Source organism: Bradyrhizobium genomosp. I (2014) (genome assembly GCF_000261685.1).
In the GTDB taxonomy this organism is placed as follows: Bacteria; Pseudomonadota; Alphaproteobacteria; order Rhizobiales; family Xanthobacteraceae; genus Bradyrhizobium.
The window spans coordinates 1-15,840 of sequence record NZ_AJQE01000396.1 but is presented as its reverse complement, the minus strand read 5'-3'; the positions used below and the strand labels follow the sequence as shown (position 1 = coordinate 15,840).

At 65.1% G+C, this 15,840-nt stretch carries 15 protein-coding genes, 1 tRNA gene and 1 pseudogene; 7 read left to right on the top strand and 10 right to left on the bottom strand.

Annotated elements, in window-relative coordinates:
• From IC50_RS43520 to rplU, 3 genes and pseudogenes are all read right to left on the bottom strand, one after another.
• A pseudogene (locus IC50_RS43520) lies at nucleotides 1-91 on the bottom strand (GNAT family N-acetyltransferase); the annotation flags it as partial.
• Nucleotides 92-244: 153 nt separating this feature from the next.
• Nucleotides 245-514, bottom strand: coding sequence for a 50S ribosomal protein L27 (rpmA, locus tag IC50_RS35025; protein ID WP_008538809.1), 270 nt, complete (start codon nucleotides 512-514; stop codon nucleotides 245-247).
• A gap of 103 nt (nucleotides 515-617) precedes the next feature.
• Complete coding sequence (gene rplU / locus IC50_RS35020) at nucleotides 618-1,004, bottom strand: 50S ribosomal protein L21 (protein WP_035715870.1); 387 nt, start codon at nucleotides 1,002-1,004, stop codon at nucleotides 618-620.
• A 336-nt stretch (nucleotides 1,005-1,340) separates the two neighbouring features.
• On the opposite strand from rplU, the gene IC50_RS35015 reads away from it, so the two are divergent.
• Entirely contained in the window at nucleotides 1,341-2,465 is a 1,125-nt protein-coding gene (locus tag IC50_RS35015) for an ROK family protein (RefSeq protein WP_035715868.1), read from the top strand.
• A 409-nt stretch (nucleotides 2,466-2,874) separates the two neighbouring features.
• Nucleotides 2,875-2,964, top strand: a tRNA-Ser gene (locus IC50_RS35010).
• Nucleotides 2,965-3,039: 75 nt separating this feature from the next.
• Here the strand turns inward: IC50_RS35010 and IC50_RS35005 are convergent.
• Nucleotides 3,040-3,948, bottom strand: coding sequence for a LysR family transcriptional regulator (locus IC50_RS35005; RefSeq protein WP_035715866.1), 909 nt, complete (start codon nucleotides 3,946-3,948; stop codon nucleotides 3,040-3,042).
• Nucleotides 3,949-4,063: 115 nt separating this feature from the next.
• Here IC50_RS35005 and IC50_RS35000 point away from each other — a divergent pair, with 115 nt between their 5' ends.
• Together IC50_RS35000 and IC50_RS34995 are read left to right on the top strand one after the other, a co-directional pair.
• A complete protein-coding gene (locus tag IC50_RS35000) occupies nucleotides 4,064-5,704 on the top strand; it encodes an FAD-dependent oxidoreductase (protein ID WP_035715864.1) in 1,641 nt (546 codons plus the stop codon).
• Nucleotides 5,705-5,774: 70 nt separating this feature from the next.
• The gene (locus tag IC50_RS34995) at nucleotides 5,775-6,755 is read left to right on the top strand and encodes a Bug family tripartite tricarboxylate transporter substrate binding protein (protein WP_035715862.1); all 981 of its coding nucleotides are present in this window, start codon (nucleotides 5,775-5,777) and stop codon (nucleotides 6,753-6,755) included.
• Nucleotides 6,756-6,790: 35 nt separating this feature from the next.
• Here IC50_RS34995 and IC50_RS34990 read toward each other — a convergent pair whose 3' ends face one another.
• Entirely contained in the window at nucleotides 6,791-8,203 is a 1,413-nt protein-coding gene (locus IC50_RS34990) for an aminotransferase-like domain-containing protein (RefSeq protein WP_035715860.1), read from the bottom strand.
• A 122-nt stretch (nucleotides 8,204-8,325) separates the two neighbouring features.
• Here IC50_RS34990 and IC50_RS34985 point away from each other — a divergent pair, with 122 nt between their 5' ends.
• On the top strand, nucleotides 8,326-9,186 hold the full coding sequence (locus IC50_RS34985) for a DMT family transporter (protein WP_035715857.1): 861 nt from the start codon (nucleotides 8,326-8,328) through the stop codon (nucleotides 9,184-9,186).
• Between the two features lie 10 nt (nucleotides 9,187-9,196).
• Here the strand turns inward: IC50_RS34985 and IC50_RS34980 are convergent, their stop codons facing one another.
• Together IC50_RS34980 and IC50_RS34975 are read right to left on the bottom strand one after the other, a co-directional pair.
• The gene (locus tag IC50_RS34980; RefSeq protein WP_035715854.1) at nucleotides 9,197-10,411 is read right to left on the bottom strand and encodes an EAL domain-containing response regulator; all 1,215 of its coding nucleotides are present in this window, start codon (nucleotides 10,409-10,411) and stop codon (nucleotides 9,197-9,199) included.
• Nucleotides 10,412-11,187: 776 nt separating this feature from the next.
• Nucleotides 11,188-12,351: a hypothetical protein gene (locus IC50_RS34975; protein ID WP_035715851.1), complete on the bottom strand. Its 1,164-nt coding sequence runs from the start codon at nucleotides 12,349-12,351 to the stop codon at nucleotides 11,188-11,190.
• 346 nt (nucleotides 12,352-12,697) lie between these two features.
• Between IC50_RS34975 and IC50_RS34970 the strand changes: the two genes are divergently transcribed.
• Nucleotides 12,698-13,321 (top strand): helix-turn-helix domain-containing protein, encoded by a 624-nt coding sequence (locus IC50_RS34970; RefSeq protein ID WP_035715846.1) that lies wholly within the window; start codon nucleotides 12,698-12,700, stop codon nucleotides 13,319-13,321.
• A gap of 79 nt (nucleotides 13,322-13,400) precedes the next feature.
• On the opposite strand, the gene IC50_RS34965 is transcribed toward IC50_RS34970, so the two are convergent.
• The 3 genes from IC50_RS34965 to IC50_RS34955 form a co-directional block, all read right to left on the bottom strand.
• Entirely contained in the window at nucleotides 13,401-13,649 is a 249-nt protein-coding gene (locus IC50_RS34965; RefSeq protein ID WP_035715843.1) for a hypothetical protein, read from the bottom strand.
• A gap of 110 nt (nucleotides 13,650-13,759) precedes the next feature.
• The gene (locus tag IC50_RS34960; RefSeq protein WP_035715872.1) at nucleotides 13,760-14,137 is read right to left on the bottom strand and encodes an Hpt domain-containing protein; all 378 of its coding nucleotides are present in this window, start codon (nucleotides 14,135-14,137) and stop codon (nucleotides 13,760-13,762) included.
• Nucleotides 14,138-14,276: 139 nt separating this feature from the next.
• Complete coding sequence (locus IC50_RS34955; RefSeq protein ID WP_193374183.1) at nucleotides 14,277-14,975, bottom strand: Crp/Fnr family transcriptional regulator; 699 nt, start codon at nucleotides 14,973-14,975, stop codon at nucleotides 14,277-14,279.
• Nucleotides 14,976-15,074: 99 nt separating this feature from the next.
• Here IC50_RS34955 and IC50_RS41765 point away from each other — a divergent pair, with 99 nt between their 5' ends.
• The gene (locus tag IC50_RS41765; protein WP_157461190.1) at nucleotides 15,075-15,338 is read left to right on the top strand and encodes a hypothetical protein; all 264 of its coding nucleotides are present in this window, start codon (nucleotides 15,075-15,077) and stop codon (nucleotides 15,336-15,338) included.
• Nucleotides 15,339-15,840: the final 502 nt, after the last annotated feature.

Sequence of the window (15,840 nt, the reverse complement as noted above, 5' to 3'; positions counted from 1 at the left end):
CCAGCGTCGGCCGCCGCAAGGTCAGCCGCTCGGTGGCGACGACGCTGGGTCTCGCCTCCCGCAAGGTCACGCTCGAGAAATCCTGCAACATGTCCGGCTCCGTGAAAGTCACTAATTCGAAGTGAGCAAGTCAAAGAAAAGGGGAGGCCGGTTTCCCGCCTCCCCTGGAGCCTTCGATCTCTATGATCTCTGGGACTCCGCCGGTTCAGTCAGGACCCGGCGGACTCCAAATTTGATCCACCGTCTATTCAGCCGCCTCTGCGATCGGGAGTACCGATACGAAGGTGCGGCCGTTGGCTTTGGCCTGGAACGCAACACGGCCCTCGATCTTGGCGAACAAAGTGTGGTCCGTGCCCATGCCGACATTAAGGCCGGGGTGCCAGGTGGTGCCGCGCTGACGCGCAATGATGTTGCCGGGAGTGACGATCTCCCCGCCGAACGCCTTGATACCGAGGCGCTTGCCCTTGGAATCGCGTCCGTTGCGCGATGAACCGCCTGCTTTTTTGTGAGCCATGGCTCGTCTCCGAAATCCTGCGTATTTCTAGATCAATTCCTTGACGGAATCATTTCAAAATTTCTCACGCATCAATTCGTGAATTGGCGTGATCAATTCCATTTTATTCGGCGGCTTCCGTTGCCGGCTCCTTGGCCGCCTTCTCCTTCTTCGGACGCGGGCCCTTGGTGGGCTTGGCGCCGTCCGTCAGGATCTCGCTGATGCGCAGCACGGTGATCTCGTCGCGGTAGCCGCGCTTGCGGCGCGAATTCTTGCGGCGGCGCTTCTTGAACGCGATGACCTTGGGGCCGCGCTTGTGGTCGAGCACCTCGACCGCAACGGAGGCACCCGCCACCGTCGGCACACCCAGCACCGGCGTGTCGCCGCCGACCACCAGAACTTCATTCAACTGCACGATCGAGCCGACTTCGCCTTCGATCTTGCCTACTTCCAGGACATCATCCGGCACGACGCGGTATTGCTTGCCGCCGGTTTTGATGACTGCGAACATCGTTTTTTTCCTTCGTGTTCAATCCCGGCCTCGCGACGAGAATCGTCCGGGCCGGCTTTTTGTCAGTCGCTATGGGTTTACATGCGTTCTGTGTGGGTGGGAGTTATCCCATTGAAAACCCACGCAAAAACAAGCGGCGCGAGAAACGCCCCGCGCCGGCTGTGGGACTTATAGCCGCCGAGCGCCGCAAGTCAAGGAAAAGCGGGCGAAAAGCGCCCGGATTTGAAGGATTTGGTCCGTTCGCGACCTTGCAGGCGAATCTCGGACCGCTTTGCAACAAACCGGTTCCCTCGCCGTTGTCCCGGCCGGAACAGCTAAAAGCGGGCAAGGGCTCTCATGGCAACGGACGAACTGGTCAAGACGACGGGCATCGCCCATCACGGCGCGGAGCGGCTGCCGTCGGTGGACATCGACAGCTTCAACATCGAGATGAAGGACGAGGACGGCTTTCTCGGCGACCGCGCCAGCAAGGGCGCGTTCCGCGACATCCTCGACCGCTGGCGCAAGCCGCTGCGCAAGACCGGCGAGGACCCGTTCGGCAAGGAGCCGTCGGAAAACATCAGCAAGAAGACGCTGGACGCCATGCTGGTCGGCGACGACACCGAAGCCTCCGCGGTGGTGCACAGTGCGATCGAGGACTTTGCGCAGGAGCTCGCCTACGTCACCCGGCGCTTTCTCAAGACCAAGGCCTGGGCCAGGACCGAGCGCATCGTGGTCGGTGGCGGCTTCCGCGATTCCCGGCTCGGCGAGCTTGCGATCGCGCGCACCGAGATCATCCTGAAGGCCGAGGATTTCAAGATCGACCTGCAGCCGATCCGCCATCACCCCGATGAAGCCGGGCTGGTCGGCGCGCTGCATCTGGCGCCGTCCTGGATCTTCGAGGCTCATGACAGCATCCTCGCCGTCGACATCGGCGGCACCAACATCCGCTGCGGCCTCGTCGAGACCAGCTGGAAAAAGGCCAAGGACCTGTCGAAGGCCAAGGTCGTGAAATCCGAGCTGTGGCGTCACGCCGACGACGAGCCGACGCGCGAGGGCGCGGTGAAGCGGCTCACCAAGATGCTGAAGGGGTTGATCACGGAGGCCGAAAATGAAGGCTACAAGCTCGCCCCCTTCATCGGTATCGCCTGCCCCGGCGTGATCAACGCCGACGGCTCCATCGAGAAGGGCGCGCAGAATCTGCCGGGCAATTGGGAGAGCAGCAAGTTCAACCTGCCGGCGAGCCTGCTCGAGGGCATTCCGCAAATCGGCGAGCACGACACCGCCATCCTGATGCACAATGACGGCGTGGTGCAGGGCCTCTCCGAGGTGCCGTTCATGCAGGACGTCGATCGCTGGGGCGTGCTCACCATCGGCACCGGGCTTGGCAATGCGCGCTTCACCAACCGCCGTAAGGACAACGGCAAGGACCGGGATTCCACGGAGAACGGGAAGAAAAAGGGTAAAGCGGACAAGGAGTAACCTTGACCGGTTAGGTTAAGGACCGGATTGCGTTGCGGGCTGCCTGCCGCACGTTAGGGTCGAATCGTCGCTTCCACTTGGCCGGCGAAGCCGCCCTTCCTGGCCAGTATTTCAATGAGCGGCACCGGGACCGCCAGTATTTACCGCGTCTGGCGGTCCCACCCCGTTTTTCCCGTCGCACGCTGATTCGGCGGCCAGCGCGGGCTCAGCCTGCGCGCCGGCTGAAACTGCGGCCGAATTCACCGAAAGGGCCGCCGAAATCCGCTGTCGGCCCCCGCCATCACCGCGTCATCAAGGGACGGGAGCGGAAAACCGGCCGGAAATTCGTCTCCCGCGCCTTGTCTGGCCCGCCATCCTCGCCTATTAACGCCCCCAACCACAGGGGCCCTGCCTCTACATGGCGCCTTCAGGAGAGGTGGCAGAGTGGTTGAATGCACCGCACTCGAAATGCGGCATAGGTGCAAGCCTATCGGGGGTTCGAATCCCTCCCTCTCCGCCATTCTCTCGACGAGCAACTGCAAGATAGTCCCGGCTTTTGAGACGACCGGGCTTCCGTATGCGACCGTCCTTCAGCTCAAGAAGCCTGCCCCGCTCGCTCCGCCAGCACCGTCCGCGCCGTCGCCACGAACGCCTGCGCCGCCGGCGACAGCGTCCGGCCCTGGCGCTGCAGCAGCGACACCGGTCGCGTGATGGCCGGTCGCACCAGAGGTCTTGCGATCAGCGTCGGAAACTGGTCGGCCGGCAGCATCGTCGCAGGGAGGATGGCAAGGCCGAGGCCCTGCGCGGTCATGGCGAGCGCGGTGTTGATCAACGTTACTTCATAGGTCGGATCGAGGCGCTTGCCCTGCGCACCCAGTGCCTGATCAATCTGCATGCGGATCCGCGTCTCGCGGCGCATCGCGATCGTGGGGAACTGCGCCAGGTCGTCCCATGTCAGCGCACGCCGCGCGGCGAAGTCGGCGGTGCGCCTGCCGATTGCGCTCAGGCGACCGCGGATCAGCGTCTCGATCGTCATCTCGGCAAAGCGACCCTCCACGCTGCCGATCGCGAATTCCGCATCGGTCGCGCTCAGGCGCGGAACGAGATCGTCGGCGGCGACGTCGCGCATGTCGATTTCGATGTCGGGATGGCAAGCGCGGAATCTTGCCAGCACCAGCGGCAGCAGCGCCGATGCGGCGCCGGCGGAGGCGAGAAACGCGACGCGGCCGGCGCGCGCTTGCGCGAGGTCGCGCATGCGCCGTGACAGGCCCAGCGCATCGCTCAGCATGCGTTCGGCGGAATGAAACGCCTCATCGGCAGCCAGTGTCGGCTGCACCGAACGCGTCGAACGGTCAAACAGCTTGATGCCGAGCTGGCTCTCGAGCTGCTGAACCAGAAGGCTCGCCGCCGACTGCGTGATCCCGAGCTCGCGGGCGGCCCGCGTGATGCTGCGCGTACGATACACGCCGGTGAAGGCCCGCAATTGGCGCAAGGTGACATTCATAGGCAAAACTCATGAATTGATAAGTTCTTTCCGGCTTATCGCATAAAAGGGCATGCAATAAAATGCATGCTGCGCGGACGGTGAAGCCGCGGCGCCGCAAGGGGATGAAACGAGCATGAGGACACAGGTGCTGGTGGTGGGCGCCGGGCCCGTCGGATTGACGGCGGCGATGGATCTGGCCTCGCGCGGGATCGACGTCGTCGTCGCGGAGATCCGCCATGCCGGCGATCCGCCCAGCGTCAAATGCAATCACGTGTCGGCGCGCTCGATGGAAATCTTCCGAAGGCTGGGCATTGCCGCAAAGCTGCGCGACGCCGGCCTGCCGGCAGACTTTCCGAACGACTGCTCCTATCGGACCACGGCGACCGGCATCGAGCTCTGCCGCATCGACATCCCATCGCGCGCGCGCCGTTACACCGCAACCGGTGGCCCCGACACCTGGTGGCCGACCCCGGAGCCGCCGCACCGGATCAACCAGATCTATCTCGAGCCGATCCTGTTTAGCCATGCCGCGGCGCAGCCGCGGATCAAGATCCTGGCGCGCACGGAAATCACCGACATCGAGCAGAACGACGACCATGTGGTCGCACTCGCGCGCGATCTCGACAGCGGGAGCTCGCTGCATATCGAAGCCAGCTTCGTGATCGGGTGCGACGGCAGCCGTTCCCTCGTGCGTAAATCGATCGGCGCCAGCCTGTCCGGCACGCCGGTGATCCAGCGGGTGCAATCGACCTTCATCGAAGCCCCGCAACTCAGGCAGCTGATGGGCGCGCACAAGCCGGCCTGGATGGTGCTGTCGCTCAATCCGCGGCGTTCGGGCACGACGGTCGCGATCGATGGCCACGACCGCTGGCTGATTCACAATCACCTCAGGCCCGACGAGCCCGAGTTCGACTCGGTCGACCGCGACTGGGCCATCCGCGCCATCCTCGGCGTCGACGAGCGTTTCGAATATCGTGTGCTCAGCAAGGAGGACTGGGTCGGACGTCGCCTCGTGGCCGATCGCTTCCGCGATCGCAGGGTCTTCATCTGCGGCGATGCCGCGCATCTGTGGATGCCCTATGCCGGCTACGGCATGAATGCGGGCATTGCGGATGCCGTCGATCTCGGCTGGCAATTGGCGGCGCATCTGAACGGCTGGGCGCCGGCCGCGATCCTCGATGCCTACGAGGCGGAGCGCCAGCCCATCACCGAGCAGGTGTCGCGCTTCGCGATGGATCATGCGATGAAGATGATGGCGCAGCGCGGCGGTGTATCTGCGGAGATCGAGGAGGCCACGCCACGCGGCCAAGCCGCGCGCGCGGCGCTGGCGAGAGCGGCCTATGATCTCAACGTGCAGCAATATTGCTGCGCCGGCCTCAACTTCGGCTACTACTACGATGCTTCGCCGATCATCGCCTATGATGGCGAGACGCCGCCAGCCTACACGATGGGAAGCTTTACGCCCTCCACGGCCCCGGGCGCACGCGCGCCGCATCTGTTCCTGCGCGACGGACGATCGCTCTATGACGCCTTCGGACCGGGCTACACATTGTTGCGGTTCGATCCGGCAGTCGATGTGGCGCGACTGAAGTCCGCCGCAGCGGAACGCGGCGTGCCGCTGGTGCTGGTCGACATCGCCCCGGGCGAGGCGAACGGGACGTACGCCGAGAAGCTGGTGCTGGTCCGGCCCGACCAGCACATCGCCTGGCGCGGACAGGCCGCGCCCGAGGATCCATTGGGTTTGCTGGCGCGCATCACCGGCGCGGCGGCGTAACTCGATCGCAGGCGGCCCGCGGTGCTGGCAGCCTGGTCGTGCCTGCAAACAATAGACTGGGGAGGAGAATGTGTTTGACGTAGCAAGGCGCTGCATTCTGGCCGTGCTGACGGCAGCAACTTTTGCCGGCCTGCCGTTGGAGGCTGCTGAGGCGGCCTATCCGGAGCAGTTGATCAAGATCATCGTGACGTTCCCGCCCGGCGGGAGTGCCGATACCGTCATCCGTGCGCTCGAGCCGCTGGTCACCGCCGAACTCAAGCAAGGCCTGGTCATCGAGAACCGCGCCGGGGCTGGGGGCAATATCGGCATGGCCGCGGTCGTCCAGGCCAAGCCCGACGGCTACACACTCGGAGTCGCGCCGGCGGGGGCGCTGACGGTCAATCCGCATCTCAACCCGTCGATGCCGTTCGATCCGAGGGATCTTGCGCCCATCACCCTGCTTGCGGAAATTCCCTTCGTGCTGGTGGCGTCTGCGAACGTGCCTGCACACAGCGCAGCGGAAACGATCGCCCTCGCCAAGGCAAAGCCAGGCGCGCTGTCGATTGGACACGGCGGCAATTCGACCGCCATGCACTTGACCGCGGCGCTGTTCACGCAGAAGACCGGGCTCGCCATGGAGCTGGTTCCCTATCGCGGCACCGGCCCGGCAACGGTCGATGTCCTCGCGGGTCACGTCCCGTTCGCGGTCCTGGACATCCCTGCCTCGAAGCAGCTGATCCTCGATGGCAAGCTCAACGCGATCGGCGTGTCGTCGGCACGGCGGCTGGCATCCTTGCCCGACGTGCCGACGCTTGCCGAAGGCGGTGTCGCGGGCTTCGAATCCATCGGCTGGTTCGGGCTGGTTGCTCCGGCCGGCACGCCAGCGGATATCGTCGCCAGGTTGAACGAGGCCTTCGCAAAGGCCTTGAAGGACCCGGCGGTAGCCGAGAAGATCCGGACCCTCGGTGCGGAGCCTGCGCCGACATCGCCGGAGCAGTTCGGCCGCTTCATTCAGAGCGAAAGCACGAAATGGGGCAAGCTCATCAGCGAGGCCGGCATCAAGGCAAACTAAAGCGCGATGGCGATTCATCCCAATCGCATCGCGCTTCAGCTGCGGGTCATTCCGGGCGCCGACTTCAACGCCCGCCGCAGCACGTCCCACATTCGCGGCTCGCTCATCTGCGCCACGTTGAAGCGCATGAAGTGCGACGCCGTCTGCGACACGCTGAACACGTTGCCGGGTGCCAGAACGACGTCTTCCTCGAGTGCCGTGCGCGCAACGGCCGTGGCGTCCTGCCCGTCGGCGAGACGGCACCACAGGAAGAAGCCGCCGCGCGGCATCAGCCACGGCTCGATCCCCAAGGCCTGAAGCTTGCGCGCGACGTCGCGACGCGTGCGCGTGAGCCTCTGCCTGAGCTCGTCCATGTGCTTGCGATAGCTGCCGCCGACCAGGACTTGCGCGATGATCTCGGTCGCGACCGGGCTCGGCCCGCCGAAACTTGTTGCAACCTGCAGGTCGATGAGATGCTCGATCCAGTCGGCACGTGCCGCGATGTAGCCGCAGCGCACCGACGCCGACAGCGTCTTGGAGAAGCTGCCGATGCGGATCACGCGGTTCAATCCGTCCAGCGCGGCAAGGCGCGGCGAGCGCTCCGGCTCGAAGTCGCCGAAAATGTCGTCCTCGATGATGGTGAGGTCGTGCGCGGTGGCCGCGGTCAGGAGCCGGTGCGCGGTCGCAAGAGACGGCGTCGCGCCGGTCGGATTGTGCAGCGCTGAATTGGTGATGTAGAGCCGCGGCCGCTCGCTGCCGAGGAGTTGATCGAAGCGCGCGACATCCGGGCCCGACGGCGTGGTGGGCACGCCGACGACTTTGGCCTGATGTGCCCGCAGCAGCGCACGGAAATTGAAGTAGCAGGGATCATCGACCAGCACGGTGTCGCCGGGACGGAGCAGGAAGCGGCAGACGAGGTCGGTTGCCTGCGTCCCCGAGCCCGTCAGCATGAGCTGATCGACCGATGCCTCAACTGCATCTTCCGCCAGCCGCGCGATCAGCAGCCGGCGCAGCGCCGGCGCGCCGCGCGTGCTGCCATAGTCGGTCAGCAGGCTGTCGTCGGTCCGCGCCAGCGCACGGACGGCCCGCCGCAAGCCGGTCTCCGGCATCCAGCCTGCCGGCAACCAGCCGCAACCGGGCTTGAGCACGGCCGCATCAGCATCGAGCGATTGCCGCGAGACCCAGAACGGATCGACCTCCCGGTCGTGCCGCGGCTCGGCTTCGGCCAGCGCGAGCGGCGGCGTTGCCGTCGGGGAGACATAGAAGCCGGAGCCGCGGCGCGCGCGGATCAGGCCTTCGGCGGCGAGCCGGTCATAGGCCTCGACCACCGTGGAGGGCGAAACGTCCATGGTCGCGGCAAGGCTGCGGATCGAGGGCAGGCGGTCGCCGGCACTGAGCGCGCGGCCCACGACCTTGGCGCGGACCGCGCTCATGACGTCAGCGGTCCGGGTGCCGCTGCGGCCCTTCATGCGTGTGTCGGCAGCCAATGTGTATGGCCTTCCATACCAATACAGTTCTGCCGGATTGTATTGGATTGTCGCTGGCTTTGCCATGGTCCGGGGGATAGATCGCGGCCAGGGAATGAGGTGACATGCAATCTGCGGGCAGCGGCTGGGGCAACGGCCTTCTCGGCGTCATCATCTTCAGCGGCTCGCTGCCGGCGACGCGGGTCGCGGTCGGCGGCTTCTCGGCGCTGTTCCTGACGTCCGCGCGCGCCGTGATCGCCGCGCTGATCGGTGCGGCGGTGCTCGGTCTGCTCCGGCAGGCGCGGCCGCGGCGGCAGGATCTCGCCTCGCTCACGATCGTCGCCGCCGGCGTCGTGGTCGGCTTCCCGCTGCTGACCGCGCTCGCGCTCCAGCACATCACCTCGGCGCGTTCGATCGTCTTCATCGGCCTCCTGCCGCTGTCGACCGCGATCTTCGGCGTGCTGCGCGGCGGCGAACGGCCGCGCCCGCTGTTCTGGCTGTTCGCTGGTCTCGGCAGCGCCACGGTGGCCGGCTTTGCCCTCGCGGGCGACGGCTCGGCTTCGCTCACCGGCGATCTCCTGATGGTGGCCGCGATCGTGCTGTGCGGGCTCGGCTATGCCGAAGGCGCCGTGCTGTCGCGCCGCCTCGGCGGCTGGCAGGTGATCTCCTGGGCGCTGCTGCTCGCGCTGCCGATGATGGTGGCGCTCGCAATCCTGACGTGGCCGCCCGCCCTAGGCGGCGTCAGCGTGCCCGCCTGGATCGGGCTCGCCTACGTCTCCGTCTTCAGCATGTTCGTCGGCTTCATCTTCTGGTACCGCGGGCTCGCCGTCGGCGGCATTGCGCGTGTCGGCCAGTTGCAGCAGCTCCAGCCGTTCTTCGGTCTCGCGCTCGCAGGTCTGCTGCTGCACGAGCCCGTGGCCTGGAGCATGATCGCCGCGACCGCGCTCGTGGTTGCCTGCGTCTTCTTCGCACGACGGTTTGCGTGAGGCCCGTGCCTCACGCCTGCCCCATCACCGTCCGCGTCAGCGTGCTTCTCGCAAACTTCTTCAGCGGCATCGGCTTGCCGAACAGAAAGCCCTGCACGAGGTCGAAGCCGAGCTCGTTCGCCGCGACGAGGTCGGCGCGGCTCTCGACCCCTTGCGCCACCGCGCGCGCACCAAAGCCCTGCGCCAGCTCGACGATGTGACGGCACACCGTGCGCTTCAGCCGATCGCCGCCGCTGCCGGTGACGAACTGCCGGTCGGCCTTCAACTTGACGAAGGGAATCCTGTCCAGCTCCATCAGCGACGGCCAGTTGGCGCCGAGATTGTCGATCGACAGGCCGATATTGTGCAGGCCGACCTCGCGCGCGACCTCGGTCAGGAGGTCGAGCTCGCGGATCGCCTCCTCGCTTTCGATCTCGACCGTCAGCCCGCCGAAGGCCGGATGCGTCGGCACGCGGCGGCAGAGGTCGCGCACGGCCTGCGGCTCCCTGAGATAGGAGGCGGGAAGATTGATCGACAGATCGACCGGGCTTTGCTGCTCCAGCAGATAGTGCCAGTCTCGCACGGCGCGATCGATCACGAACTCCGAGAGCTCGCGAAAATGCGGATCGTGCGGCTCCGGGATGAAATAGGCCGGCGGCACCACGCCCCAGGTCGGATGCCGCATCCGGACCAGCGCCTCGGCGCCGCTGCGGACCAGCGTGCGCGCGTCGATCTTGGGCTGGTACCAGAGCTCGAGCCAGCCGGCGTGCAGGGCCTCGCCGACATGCACGGCCGGGCTCGGCGCCGGCTCCTCCGGCAGCAGCATCGCGACGCGCTCGCGCAGCGTCTCCGCGGCAAAGGGCGTCGTGAGCGGCGGCAGCATCGCAAGGCCATATTCCTCACCGACCTGCCGCACGGCCTTGACGATGATCGACTCGCGGGCGCCGACGGCGAGAACCCTGCCGGCAAATGCCTCGCGCACCAATATTTCGAGGAATCGTCCCGGCTCGATGCCATCGGCGGCGACGCCGAGCAGGATCAGATCCGGCAATTCGCTGGCGAGCACGGTTTGCAACTCGTCGGCACTGGCGCATTCGCTGGTGACGAAACCGAGGTCCTCGAGAATCTCGCTGAGGAAGGCGCGCAAGTGTCGCTTGCTGTCGGCCACACAGGCGCGCGGTGTCACCTTTCGCCGTCCGAAGGTCACAGGCCTTCGTCCGACGAGTTCAACAGTCCCATCGTTCATCGTACACCACTCCCGTTCCGTGACAGTTTCTTAAACGGCGAGCGTGGGTTCAAATAAGGAGAGCATCACATCGCTCTTGAATTATTTGAGTAACGTTAAGCCCTGCAATTCGAGCTAATTTGTCGACACTATCTTCGAAAAGAATTTGCACATCCGGGCGCCTCACGCGCAACCACGGTCGGCGCGCCTGAAATGTCTCCGGCGCGCAATGGGCGCGCGACTTGCCGAGCGAGGGCGTCGCGCAATGCCGTCGCGCTGTCGCTCCGACGCAGCGATGAGGTCGCTGGTCGTGTTTGAAGAAGACCGGAAGCAGGGCCACATCGGCGCTGCGTTACCTCGCGGCGGTGACGTCTGCGCCATCGTCGTCGACCTGGACGCCAGCGCGCCCATTGGGTGGCACCACCATCGTCAATCCCTTCGAGCCGAGCTCATCGCGTATTCCCATCGCGCAGCTCTTGCGGCCGATCGGAGCGACTGCTGCGCTGGAGAACGTCTTCCCGCGATGCGCGCATAGTCCCCCTTCGCTCGTGACGGTTCTGCGACAATGGGTCCGGGCCGGCAGCCGCGAATGTGAAGTGCATCACACGCGCATTGCTGCACCTGCGCTATTGCTCCGCGCAGCCGGTGGTGGGCTGTCGAGGACTCCAGCTATGTCGATGCGGCGAATGATGTATTGGTGGTTCAGATTCGTGCTGTCAGGGCGATTTATGGATCGCTTCCTGTGCTTGCCGCGTTAGCCACGCTGCGCAGCGGGCCCTTCGCGGCCGAACCCCGATCTAGGCTTGCCCGATCAATTTGCGGAACGCCGCCGCACCGTCCTGCATCGCGTCGCGCCCCTTCCACGCCAGAGAAGTCAGCCTGCCGCCGAGCGTGTCGTGGCTGCGCAGCCGCCGCGATCCGAGAATGTGGCCGACATTGGCGGGGAAGCGGCCCACCTCGGCGGACACAAGCGCGGCGATCGCGTCCATCAATTGCTGGAGGCGCACGCCCCAGTCGCAATGTTCAAGGCCGTCGATGCGGACCTTGAGCGCATATTCGGTGTCATAGATTTCGGCGAGCAGGTCGCGGGCGACCAGCACCCGGTTGTTCCGGAGCGCGATGCGAAGCGCGAGGCGCTTGTCGTCGAGCCGGTCGAGGACCATGGGAACGACGCAGGCATAGGGGGTGGCGGCAACATCTGCGGCGGCCTTGCTCGCAGCGGCCTTGGTGGCAAGCCGCACCAATTGCCAGGACGTCTTCAGGCGCCGTGCCGCCAGCGCCAGGGCGAACGGCAGCGCATCGGGATGCGCCTTCTTGAAGGCGTCGAGCTGCGCGGTGATCTGGGCGACCTGGCCGTCGTCGAACTTCGCGATCTTCTCAGGCAGCTTCTCGTTGAACTTCGCTAGCGCATCGCCGGCGCGCAACACATGCAGCATCTTCAGGACGTCGTCGAAGGCGGTGCGGGAGGCCGTGTATTGCGCGAGCTTGGCTCGCGCGGATTCGGTGTTCTCGGGCGAGGTGAGGGTGCTCTCGAGGACCTTGACGACCTTGGTCTGGAAGGTCGAGGCGATCTTCTGCACTTCCTTCGGGTTGTTGGCCGCGACCTGGTCGCTGATCGCCTTGATGTAGTCGCGCGCCATGGTCGGCAGCAGGTCGCGGCAGATCCACTCCCAGATCGGGGTGAGGGTGTTGCGCGAGATCCGCCCCAGGTTGGCATGCTCGGGTGCGCCGTCGATCAGCAGCAGCTCCAGCGGCGCGAAGAAATAGCGCGAAGGGTTGGCGGCGCGCGCCTGGGTCGATCCGTCCTTGCGGAACTCGGCGCGCAAGCGCGACTGGATGTCGGCTGAACCCGGCATGTCGATGCCGCACAGTTCGAGCCGTTCGAGCTCGCTGAGCAGACAGCTGCGCGACAGCGGCGTCAGCCTCTGCAGGAATTCCGACAGTCGATCGATCTCGTTCATGGCACGCACTCTTTCGCAGCGTGTCCCGCGGGCTTGCGGGCCCAATGCGTGGAGGCATTTGCGCGCTCAACCTCCCTAGAGAAGCAAGTCGCCGTTAATTAATCCGTAAAAACCGGGGGCGGGGCCCCGGGCGGACATCGGGCGAAGGCGACGGTCAAAGGGAGTTCCCCGCCTGGCCGCCCCGGATTTCGGCGGAAAACTCAACCCCTGCATGGTCGGTTGCGGCCGCACGCAAGCACAAATTGTGCCGAGGCCGCCGTTTCAGCGCAAAAGAGCCCAAATCACCGTAGTCTTACGGAGAAGAAAGTTAAGCACAGACCGGCCCTGGTTCCGCTAAACGAGTGACATGGGGTCACAGAACGATACGGCCACTGATTCGCGGCCGTCGGAATGGCACGAGGGCAGCGCTGCTTCAGCTGAAGAGCCCGATTTCGTCCGCCTGAGCGCCGCCCGTGCCAAGGCGGCGGACGAAATGGCCGCTGCCATCGCCCGCGAGCTCAACGGCCCTCTGACGGCGCTCCTGCTCTACATGGGCGAGATCAAGCATCATAGCGATCAGCTCGCGCCTGTTACGGGCGATCGTGCCTATCTGCAGCGGGTGGTGGAGAACGCGCTGGTACAGACCGAACGCGTTTGCCATCTGGTCAAGCAGCTTGCCGGACCTCACAAGGTCGGCCTGCCGATCCCGCCCAGCACCGAGGAGGCACAATCGAAGACTGCCCGCGCACTGCAGCCGCAGCGCGTGCCGAGCGCCGAACTCGTCGGCCCGTCGGGCCAGAAGCGACTGACCAGGCGCGAGCGCGAGGTGCTGAGGCTGATCAGCGAAGGCTACTCGAACAAGCAGGGCGCGCTTCGGATGCAGATCAGTCCGCGCACCTTCGAGAGCCATCGCGCCGAGGCGATGCGCAAGCTCGGTGCGCGCAACACCGCGGACCTCGTCCGTGCGGCGCTGCTGCATTCGATCGACTGAGGCTGACGTGTTGCGCCGCCGGCAGGCGGTACGGACAAGGCCCGCGACATCTCTCGATAGGTGCGGAAACCCGTGGTGCTCAGAAATAATCTTCCGCGAACGGACGCGTGCGGGAGGCGGGGCGCAGCGGCTTGATCTCTTCCTTCTGCGCGTTCGGGATGATCGTGATGGTCCAGCGGGGAGGCATGCTCGATTCCTGCTCAAGCACCGAACGCACGAAGCCGGTCACGGTCGAATCGCCAGCCTTCACCGTCGCCATCCGGCCGTTGAACTGTGCGATGCGGAAGCGACGAACCTCCTTCTGGTCTGCGGTCTCGTACGTGAACATGGAAAACCCTCCTGGTTTTCGGGGACTATCGCCATCTATGATTAGCCATCTGTGAAGATCCAAAACCGTAGAAGTACGGCGGGTTGCGCGCAGTCGGCAAGCAAATGGCTCTAGACCTCCGGCTCCTGTGCGCGCGCGGCGGCGTAGGCGGCATCCATGAGGTCCACGAGAACGCGGAATTCGGCCTCGCCGAGGTCCTCCGCGGCCTTCTCCAGCCGCAACGCCAGCGCTGCGAGCCTGACATAGCCGAACGTCCCGGCCGCGCTCTTCAGCGAATGCGCTTCGCGGGCGATCCTGGCGTGGTGCTGCGCAGGCGAGAGCGTGCGGAACCGTTGCAGGCGCGCGCAGGTCTCGCTCCAGAACACATCGCGCACCTCACAGGCCGCGTCCTCGCCGATCTCGCGCACCAGCGCTTCATACGCGCGCGGCTCGCGCGCGGGTTCGGCATCGAGCGCCTTCCGCGCAGGCGCGGCGGTTACGTCAAGCATGGCCTTCATCACGGGTTTCGTTGTCGCGCAGCACGCACGCCCCGTGTCTATGGCATTCGAATTTCAGTTCCGGTAGCAGGATGGCCGGCGTTTGCAGGCCGGCATTAGCCGGCGGTTTACCAATTGGCTGCGGCGGCGTTCAGCGCGCGCCGAGCAGCCGGTCGTACTGGGCCTTCACGGTGGCGTAGCATTCGCACGCCGTCTGGCGCAGGCCGTCCAGGTTGACGATCTGGATGTGTCCACGGCTGTAGTGGATGAAATTGGCCTGCTGCAAGGAGGTGGCGACCAGCGACACGCTGTTGCGCCGCGCCCCGATCATCTGTGCCATCGTTTCCTGGGTCAGCAGGAGCCGGGAGTCGCCCGACAGATCATGAGTCTGCAACAGGCACCGCGATAACCGCGACTCCACCGGATGGGCAGCGCTGCAGCCCGCGGTCTGCTGCGCCTGGACGTAGACTGCCAGCCCGTGGCGCGTGAGCAATGTGCGCAGGGTGCTGCTCTGGTCGGCGGCGATCCGCAGCCGGTCCAGATCCACCATCGAGGCGACGCCGGGAACCAGCACAATGGCGGTGTTCAATGCATCTGCGTCGCCCATGATCGAGAGCGTCCCAAGCAGGCTGTCGCGGCCGATCATGGCGACTTGCACACGCTCGCCCTTGGCAAGTTCCACCACCAGGGAGATGACGCCGCGGTGGGGAAAATAGGCACGCTTCAGCGTCTTGCCGGTCTCGACCAGCACCGCATCATGGGGCAGATCAACCGTTCGCAGGTGCGGGCCGATCAATTCATAATCGTCCGGCGACAGCGCGGACAGGAAACCATTGGATGGACGCACCATCGTTTCCAAAGCTGCCTCCCCGTTCCTGCTCCCTCGAATCGCGACGCGCGAAATCACGGCCTGCACGGCCAAGTTCCATCATGTTCAGGCCGGGATATATTGGCAATTGGGACAGGTCGTTCGGGCGCGGCAATCGATCATGCGGCGCTGCGTGCCGACCTCGTCCATGACAGATTTCATGACCATTTCGATCGCAGCGAGGTGCGGACGCAACGGATCGAAATCCGCCGCGTCGAGCAGTTGCAGCTGATTTCGGCGGATGGCCGCTTGTGTTCATGCAGGGTCAATCCGGCTGGTTCGATGGATGATCGGTGCGGCGCCCGTTCGTTGTTCGGTCTGCGCGGCAAACCGATACTATCCTGAAGATTGTGATGTCGTACATATACCCGTTGGGTCAGACGGCGTGTCTCGGTTAGCGCGGCACGAGCCGCCATGGCCGCAGGGTAAGCATTCGTTTACCTGATGCGCGGAATGCGCACATCGCGGCAACACCACCAAACGCAGCTCACGAGAGCGCCGCTGGTTGCAGGCGGCTCGGACCAACGTCCCGCGGGCCGTCTCTATCGCTCTTCGCGAGCAGGACTTTCCTGCACATCTCGCCCGCTGTTCTCGGCCCGTTGACCTCGCCCGCTCTTTCGTTGCGGCGCGGAGCCGGCTTTGTTGAAAAGCGCTGGGGCATGCAGCTGAACCGCAAACTTCTCTTCAATATCCGTAGTAGCACGGAGGATGAAATTAACGAGACTGTGAAAGGGGATGTCTAACGATCGAGAATAGGGCGTCCGTCCGTGCCAAAGGTGGCTCCGGCGACGAGTTCAAGTCCAGGTCAGTAAGGCGTAGCTCATGGATGATCTGTTGCGGGAGTTTC